This window comes from Bradyrhizobium sp. HKCCYLRH3061 (genome assembly GCF_051168015.1).
Classification (GTDB): domain Bacteria; phylum Pseudomonadota; class Alphaproteobacteria; order Rhizobiales; family Xanthobacteraceae; genus Bradyrhizobium.
In genome coordinates this window covers 76,839-84,481 of record NZ_JBNPUE010000026.1, presented here as the reverse complement: position 1 = coordinate 84,481, position 7,643 = coordinate 76,839, and the positions used below count along the sequence as shown (strand labels likewise).

Below are 7,643 nucleotides of genomic sequence, written 5' to 3'. Positions count from 1 at the left end.
CGCGGCCGCGCGGAAGCAGGGTCGCGTGCTCGAAGTTCTGATCGATCAGTTTTTGCCATACATAGTTCCACTCGGGCCCGTTGTCGCGACCCATCAGCCAATCGCGGCCGCGCGACAGCCAGCCGGCTTCCCTGGGGCACCTTATCGCTACATTAATCCAGAGGTATGGCCAGCCGAAGCCTTCCATACTATCACGAAGCGCGGGCGATATACGTGCAATAAGCTCGGTCGCAGGGACGAGGCTTAGCAAGAAATCGACCCCTTTTTCGTGCTTGTGCGGATTTCGTATGATTGTCAACTTGCGAGCGACGGCGTCAACAAACTCGTTGATCGGTGGATTGAGCGTCGCAGTTTTTGTCCACATCGGAATATCTGCACTAGTTTCGGGCTGAGCCGGAATTGCTTGGAGGGCGAGGCGAACAAGGGCGTCTTGCTCCAAGGTTGGTTGATGAGAGCTTTGAGTCGTCTCGAATAGATCCAACCAAACGCGCGCGCAGTATTGGTGCGCTGCATTGCAACTGAGCCAAGCCAAAGCTAGATCTCTAATAACTGCATCCGCCGGTGAAAATCTGATCAGTCGGCTATTGATCCACGGCCATGCTCCGGCATCAAGATGTGCCCGAAGCCAACTTCGCCCTCTGCTCAGAAGAACCTGACGCTCTTCTTGACCGGCCATATCCCATACCATCTGGAAAAGAATCCCCCAACCGGCTGCATCCTCGCCCAGGTCACGCCACCAGGCCTCGATACGAGCCTTGATGCCCGACGCATGCAGATCGATCTCGGCACTCAAGGCCGACTGTTGCCAAGCAAACAGGCGCGGGGTGATCTCATGTCCAGGGCCGCGCCGCCGAAAACATGGCCATAATGCCTTCAGAACCTCCACGCGCATGGTCTCGTCTAGCATCAGAGCCCCACGTGACCGACTTTTGCCGATCTTGCGAGTGCCCAGCCAACCGAGAAACGCGTCTGCTGGCCCGCCCTCTTCCAGCATTGCGTCAAATGCAACAGAGACGTCTTCTGCCCGCCGAACCGTTTCGCCGCTTGGTACCAGAACGTCGTAGATCAGCCGGCTGATCTGGGGGTGAAAGAAACGGCCAGACAACGTTCCAGATGTTGGATTGCTGAGACGCCAAATTCGCTCGCCGACCAATTGCGTCAATTCTGCCCGATGTCCCTGGAACAGCGCCTCCGGAGCCTTCAGGCCATAGAGATTGAGGACGAGGGCAGCCCGGCCTTGCGCTCGAATGGCAAGCTCATGAAGGCGATTGTCGAATCGGGTGGCAAAGGCCTCTGGCGTTAGTCTCTGCTCGCGCTGGAGTTCGTAAATCCATGCGGCTGCCACGAAAATCGGCTCCTTTCGAAGAGGAACATCGACACCGGTGCGCTGCTGATACCAGTCGTGATAGGCGATCTGTTCTTCGGGGTTCAAGGGCTCAGCAGCGATTTCGACCGGATCAAGCACCCGATGCCGTTCGCATTCGCGTCTAAACGCTTTTAGTTGCTCAAGTGGGCCGCAGGTGAGAATGGCAAACCGACTTGGGAACTTGCGAGCCGTTGCGGTGAGTTCGCCAACTTCTCGCCATATCGCAGGATCGCGGTTTTCTGGTGAGTATAGGTCATCGCCCGCAACCAGCATGGAGAGGGAGGTAGCGCTGGCATTGTCGAGAGCGCGAGGTAAGGCATGCGCGTATGATTCGATGAAATTGACCGCTTCGACTTGGCCGTCCGCCAGAAGCTCGCTAATGATCTGGAGCAGGAGTACACTCTTGCCTGCTCCGGAGGGACCCGTTATCCAAAAAACTGGGATGACCGCGTTTCGCCCTCTTGCGTCCGCCAACCAACGCTCATGAATCATCGACAGGGCCGCTTTGAGTTTCTCTGGGCGGTCCATGAAACAGCCGTCACGAACATCAGCCGGGCTGGGGCGAACACCGTGCACAATATGCCCCTGGACCAGCCCATGATCCTTTTTTAGGTCCGTCGCGCCAAGCAGATGCAGAGGCGCCACCTTTTCTCGACGCGCCGTGTTCCAAAGCGTTAGCAGAGCTGTCGCTATCTGCACGGGCGACTCGCCCGAGGGAAGCATTTGAAGGAGCCGACCCATACATGTATCAATAAGGGTCGTCGGATGGGTCACATCGTGCCAAAGGCGAGTCGCCAGACGAACTTCAGGCGCGCCATCCACCTTAACAGGCAGGCATCGATCTCGAAGATGCTCCCATCGCTTTGCCGAAGCAGCGTCGAGCTTCAGCTCCGAAGCTGTCAGTCGTGCGGGTAGAGACGAAACAGTTCCCCGTAAGCTTCGCGCGGTAATCCTAAAGCGAAAGCTGTTTCGTACAGAGGGGCAGCATTGCTCAAGAAATTCGTCCACTGCGAGGGCCTCTTCGATTGCATCTTGAAGCGACTCCTTCCGCAAGGTCGTCTTGATCTGTGTGAGATACACGAGGTCTTCATGCTTTTCACTGAGGTCACTGAGCCCTTCGAACGCGACGCTCGCCGCTTCTTCATTCTGCGCCAACACGAGTTCAAAAAATCGGTCAAGTGAAACCGCGAGTTGGTAATGAAATCCATCAAGCGCACGTCGCCCGCCCGACGCCCGCTGCTTGAACTTCGGGTGCTCTTGCCAAGCTTCTTGTAACGCTAGTGGATTTGGCGCAACTCTCCCTCTGTCTGTTCCTTGAACTGACATCCTTGTTGGCCCATCAAAAGTTGCGATAATAAGATACCAAAACCTAGTTGCGATCGTAATTATGTGCAACCGCGGATCAATTTAACTGGTAGCCGACTGCTGCTGTCGCCCAAGCCTGCCGGCCGAGGCGGAGCAGGACGTAATGACGAATTGGAGCATGCCGAGCGCTGGAACCGCGGTCTCTGCCCAGAGGTATTGTGATGATGCCAGGCTTTGACCAATGTCCCTAATGGGCTGAATGCGGACGCCGGTCATTCGGTCGCGAAGGTCTGCAGTTGACCAGGGACAAGCTCGTCAACACCGGTCGGAAGTCAATCCCCTTCATCCGGCCCGCACGGTGAAGCGTCGGGCAGCCACGTGCGGCGAACGTCGCGGACGTCTCACGCCCACGATCAGCTCGGCGCGACATCTCCGCGGGCATGCACGCCGCGCGCGAAACGGCCGAAGCGCAGCGCCAAGGTCGGCAGCACCAGCAGGTTGAGGGCCATCGAGGTCAGGAGTCCGCCCAGGATGACCACGGCCATCGGTCCCTCGATCTCGCGGCCCGGCTCGCCGGCGCCGAGCGCGAGCGGCAGCAGGCCGAGGCCGGTCACCAGCGAGGTCATCAGGATCGGCACCAGGCGGTCGGCGGCGCCGGCGATCGCGGTCTCCAGGCTCCAGGCGCGGCCTTCGGCGACGACCAGATGCTCGTAATGCGAGATCATCAGGATCGAATTGCGCAGCGCGATTCCGAACAGCGTCACGAAGCCCACCATCGAGCCGAGCGACAGCACGCCGCCGGTCAAGGCGACCGCGATGACGCCGCCGACGAAGGCAAACGGTAGGTTGATCAGCACCAGCACCAGGTTGCGCCAGTGCCCGGTGACGAAGGACAGCAGCAGCACGATGCCGATCGTCGCCAGCAGCGAGTTCACCAAGAGGTCGCGGCGTGACTTGGCCTGCGCCTCGGCCGCGCCGGTGAACTCGACATGCGCGCCAGGCGGCAGCTTGACCTCCTTGGCGATCTTCCGCTTGGCCGCGGCCACGAAGGATTCGAGATCACGCCCCGCGACGTTGGCGGTCACGGTCTGGACGCGCTGCCCATTGCGATGAAGCACGACGTAGCGCCCCGCGGTGCCGTAGATGTCCGCGACCTGCTTCAGGAGGATGTAGGCGCCGCTCGGCGTCCGGATCGGCATGTTGCCGATCTCGGTCGGGCGTGCCGTCGCATCCGGGTCGAGCTTGACGATGACGTTGAAGACGACGTTGCCTTCATAGGCTTGGCCGACCACGTCGCCCTGATAGGCGGTGCGGATCAGCTCCAGCACCTCGACCGCGTCCAGGCCCCAGGATTGCAGGTCGGTCGGGCGCAGGGTCACGTTGACCTGCGGCATGCCCGGCGGCGACTGCTGCTGGATGTCGATCGCGCCCCAGACCTCGCCGAGCTCGCGCGCGATGTCGCGCGCCGTACGCTCGAGATCGTCGAGATCGGGGCCGAACACGTTGATGACCACGGCGGCGTTGAAGCCGGACAGCGTCTCCTCGATGCGCTCGGTCAGGTAGGTCTTGATCGACAGGTTGATGCCGGCGAAGTTGGCGAGCGCGGCACGGATGCGCTGCTGCGCCAGCTCCTGCTGGTCGCCTGACAGCCCCGGCTTCAGGTCGACCTCGATCTCGCTCGAATGCGTGCCCGCGGTATCGACGCCGGCTTCGGCGCGGCCGGCATGCTGCGCCACGCTGCGGACCTCGGGGACACCCTTCAGGGCCTCGGCGATCAGCGTGCCCAGCCGCAGCGATTCGTCGAGCGAGGTCCCCGGCAGTGTCGAGACGTGGAGGATCAGGTGGCCCTCCTTCAGGTCGGGCAGGAAGGTGCCGCCGAAGAACGGCACCAGGCTTGCGCCGCCGGCGGTCACCAGCACGGCCGTCAGCATGACCGACTTGGGAAACCGGCCGAGCCGCCGCAACAGCGTCTCGTAGTGGCGGCGCGACCAGCGCACCAGCGGCGGCTCGCGTTGCTCTCGCGGCTTGCGACCGGCCAGCAGCAGCATCGACAGCGCGGGTGTGACCGTCAGCGCGACGATCAGCGAGGCCACCACCGCGAGGATATAGGCGATGCCGAGCGGCCCGAACAGCCGGCCGGCGAGGCCCGGCAGCGCAAGGATCGGCACGAACACCAGCAGCACGGCGAAGGTCGCATAGGCGACCGCGCTGCGCACCTCGAGCATGGCATCGTAGACCACGCGCGCTTCGCTGCGCGGCGACGGCAGGCCGCGGTTCTCGCGCAGCCGGCGCACCACGTTCTCGACCCCGATCACGGCATCGTCGACGACCTCGCCGATCGCGATGGCGAGGCCGCCGAGGGTCATCGTGTCCAGGCTCTGTCCCATCCACTGCAGGGCCAGCACGGCCGAGAACAGCGACAGCGGGATCGCGGTGCAGCTGATGACGGAGGTGCGCCAGTCGTAGAGGAACAGGAACAGTACGATGATGACCAGGGCGCCGCCGATCAGCAGGGCGAACAGCACGTTCTCCGTCGCCGCATCGATGAAGGTCGCCGGGCGGAACAGATCGGCGTGCAGCCTGACCTTCTCGCTGTCGAGCGCCGGGCGCAGCTCCCGCAGCGCGGCCTCGACGCGCGCCGCGACGTTGCGCGTGTTGGCGCCGAATTGCTGGCTGATCATCATCATGATGCCGGGCCGGCCGTTGATCAGCGCGCCTCCGATCGGCGGCTCCGGCGCGTTCACGACCGTCGCGACGTCGCCGAGCACCACGCTGGCGCCGCCCTGGTGCAGCAGGACCGTACGCGCCAACTGCTCGGGTGTGAGCGACTGGCCCTGCGTCTGCAGGATGACCCGCTGGTTGGCGGTGTCGACGAAGCCGGCGCCGCGCACGCCGGTGGCCTTGCGCGCGGCGGCGACGACGTCGTTCATGCCGACGCCGAAGCGGACCAGATCGTCGGATCGCACCTGCACCTGCAGCGACCGGATGTCCCGGCCATAGGTCGTGACCTGCGCGACGCCCGCGACCGCCAGCAGCCGCCGGCTCACGGTCCAATCGGCGATCGTGCGCAGATCCATCAGCGAGCGCTGCTCGGAGGTCAGCCCGATCGCCAGCACGGTGCCGGCCGCGGGCACCAGCGGCGTCATCGATGGCGCCCGCACGCCCTGTGGCAGGCTGCCGGCGATGACCGCGAGTCGCTCGGTCACCAATTGCCGCGCCCGGAAGACCTCGGTGCCGGGCTGGAAAATGACCGAGATGACGGACAGGCCCTGGATCGACGACGACCTCATGCTCTCGACGCCGGCCAGACCGTTGATCGCGGTCTCGATCGGCTGCGTGACCAGCACCTCGACCTGTTCGGGACTGAGCCCCGGCGCCTCGGTCTGGATCGAGACCTGGGGCGGAGCGAATTCGGGAAACACCGCGTAGTTGGCGCTACCCAGCGACAAGATGCCATAGCCGAGAATCGTGCAGGCCAGCGCCAGCACGATGCCGCGGAAACGGATGGCAAACGAGATCAGCGCCGCCTGGGGGCCGGTCGCGGCGCCGCGAGCGCCGTCAATCATCGTCGCCGCCGCCGCGCAGCTCGCTCTTGGCCTCCTCCGACAACAGCACCTGCGCGCCGCGCAGGACGATCTCGGAGCCCGACGGAATGTCCTGCACGACATAGTCGTCGTCGGACACCGGCTGGTCGGTGCGGATCGGGTGGCGCTTGAAGAGATCGGGACCGGCGCGCAAATAGACCCACGAGCGGCCCTGCCATTGCACGATCGCGGTGTCCTCGACGAAGACGCCGTCGAACGACTTGCCCGAGGGTACGTAGGCGATGGTGTTCATCCCCGGCAGCAGCCCGCTGTCGCCGGCGGCGACGAAGTAGTAGCTCACGCCCTGGATGCGCGGATCCGTTCGCGGCGCAGCCGACAGATAGCGCAGATCGATGTTGACGCTGCGGGTCGGCGCCTGCGCCAGCGCACCGCGCGGCGGCGCGGCCAGAGTCACGCCGGGCGGCAGCGTGACCTGCACCAGCAGCTGCTCGCGTTCGATCAGCTGGACTACCTGCGGCGAGCGCTCGATGATGCCCTGTCCGATGACCGCGCCCCATTCCTGCCGCGCCGTCGCCATCAAGGTCTTCACTTGCGATTCCGCGGCAGCCAGGGTCGCTTTATCGGTCCGGAACGTGCCTTCCGCCGCCTCGGCGTCCTTGCGCGGCATCGCCGCCGACTGCACGAGGTCGCGGGCGCGCTCGAATGCGAGCCTTGCGACGTCGAGCTTCGCTTGCGCCGTCTGCAGCTGCGCCTGGGCGTTGGCGTAGTTGTTGGTCAGGTCGGTCAGCCTGGCGACGTCCAGCACCGTGCCGTAGGCGCGAAATTGCTCGGGATGGGATTCCGCCGTCAGGACGGCGGTCTGGAGCCCGATCTGCTTTTGTTGCGTCGCGGAAAGCTTGACCGACGCAGGTTCGCGCTCGGCCGTACCGGCAGTCTGCGACTGCGCGCGCGACGGCAGCGAAACCAGCGTGAACAGCACGGCACCGCATGCGGCCGCAGCCCTCGTCCGTTGCCTCACCATGCAGTCCCGGCCCCATCGATCGGGAAACGTCTGGACGACGTCGATGTCATTGCAACAACAGCTACTTCAGCTTCGAGGGTGTTTCAAGCAGCGTCGGCTGCAGAGCCATCGCATGGGATCCGGCGACATCCCCGGGCTTCTTTGGCGGGCCATCGTGTGGAGCACGGCGACGCCGTTTTGGTCGGATGCAATCTTCGTATTCGGGGAGGGAACGACGCGGTGCCATGCACGCCGGCGCCAATGCTTGTGGCGCCGCCCCCTGCAAGCGAGCCGCATACGCGGCGGGCTCGTGGTCGAACAGGGACCGCAGCCGTGCTGCGGCGTGGACATCGGGCGTTCGGCATGCGTCTCGATATTTCTTCTTGAGCGTTAGAAGTATTCTTAGACACATTCCAGCGTATTCGTC

General features: G+C 63.8%; 3 protein-coding genes. All 3 read right to left on the bottom strand.

The annotated features are described in order from the left end of the window. Positions 1 to 2,521 (bottom strand): hypothetical protein (locus tag ACQR2C_RS30480; protein WP_434882776.1); only part of this gene is annotated, 2,521 nt, incomplete at its 3' end. A 563-nt stretch (positions 2,522 to 3,084) separates the two neighbouring features. Next, positions 3,085 to 6,237, bottom strand: coding sequence for an efflux RND transporter permease subunit (locus ACQR2C_RS30475; RefSeq protein WP_434882775.1), 3,153 nt, complete (start codon positions 6,235 to 6,237; stop codon positions 3,085 to 3,087). Next, entirely contained in the window at positions 6,230 to 7,237 is a 1,008-nt protein-coding gene (locus tag ACQR2C_RS30470; RefSeq protein WP_434882774.1) for an efflux RND transporter periplasmic adaptor subunit, read from the bottom strand. Before ACQR2C_RS30470 ends, ACQR2C_RS30475 begins: the two co-directional genes overlap by 8 nt. Positions 7,238 to 7,643 lie beyond the last annotated feature (406 nt).

What these genes read in the sequence shown, in the direction of transcription:
- ACQR2C_RS30470 (WP_434882774.1), bottom strand. Translation starts at nt 7,237, where the DNA reads ATGGTGAGGCAACGGACGAGGGCTGCGGCCGCATGCGGTGCCGTGCTG.
- ACQR2C_RS30475 (WP_434882775.1), bottom strand. Translation starts at nt 6,237, where the DNA reads ATGATTGACGGCGCTCGCGGCGCCGCGACCGGCCCCCAGGCGGCGCTG.